The organism is Candidatus Symbiopectobacterium sp. NZEC135 (assembly GCF_025962695.1).
Genome location: NZ_JAGFPF010001171.1, coordinates 1 through 676, shown reverse-complemented (window position 1 = coordinate 676; position 676 = coordinate 1). Strand labels below are relative to the sequence as shown.

At 56.7% G+C, this 676-nt stretch carries 1 protein-coding gene and 1 pseudogene; one reads left to right on the top strand and one right to left on the bottom strand.

Annotated elements, in window-relative coordinates:
* Window positions 1-361, top strand: a 361-nt coding sequence (locus tag J5224_RS33150; protein WP_264629146.1) for an iron-containing alcohol dehydrogenase, incomplete at its 5' end; no start/stop codon positions are given.
* A 104-nt stretch (window positions 362-465) separates the two neighbouring features.
* On the opposite strand, the pseudogene J5224_RS33145 reads toward J5224_RS33150, so the two are convergent.
* A pseudogene (locus J5224_RS33145) lies at window positions 466-676 on the bottom strand (thymidine kinase); the annotation flags it as partial.

Sequence of the window (676 nt, the reverse complement as noted above, 5' to 3'; positions counted from 1 at the left end):
GCAAGCGCGTCGTCGTTATGCCGAAGTGGCCGATCATCTGGGGCTGAGCGCACCCGGCGATCGCACCGCCGCGAAGATTGAGAAGCTGTTGACCTGGTTAGATGAAATCAAAACTGAACTGGGCATCCCCACCTCGATTCGCGAGGCTGGCGTGCAGGAAGCTGATTTCCTGGCGAAAGTGGACAAGCTGTCTGAAGATGCCTTTGACGATCAGTGTACCGGTGCCAACCCGCGCTATCCGCTGATCGCTGAGCTGAAACAGATCATGCTGGACACCTACTACGGCCGTCCGTATACGGAGCGTGTTGAAGAAGAGAAAGCCCCGGCAAAAACCGAGAAAAAAGGCAAAAAGGCTAGCTGAGAAGTGCTAACCCGCCCTTGCCGTTAAGGTGGGGGCCTCCTTTACCCCAGCGACGCACCGCCTCGCTGGGGTTTTTTATCTGCCTATCTTTTACCTGCCTGTGTTCACGCGCGGATTAATCCCAATGCGCTTTTGTAGTGTTTGCGACAGACCGACACATAGCGCTCATTGCCGCCGATCACCACCTGTTCACCTTCACGCAGCGGGTTGCCCTGCGCATCAAGCCGCAGCACCCGATTGGCTTTGCGCCCGCAATGGCACACCGTTTTCAACTCGATAAGCTTATCCGCCCAGGCGAGCAAATACTGGCTGCCG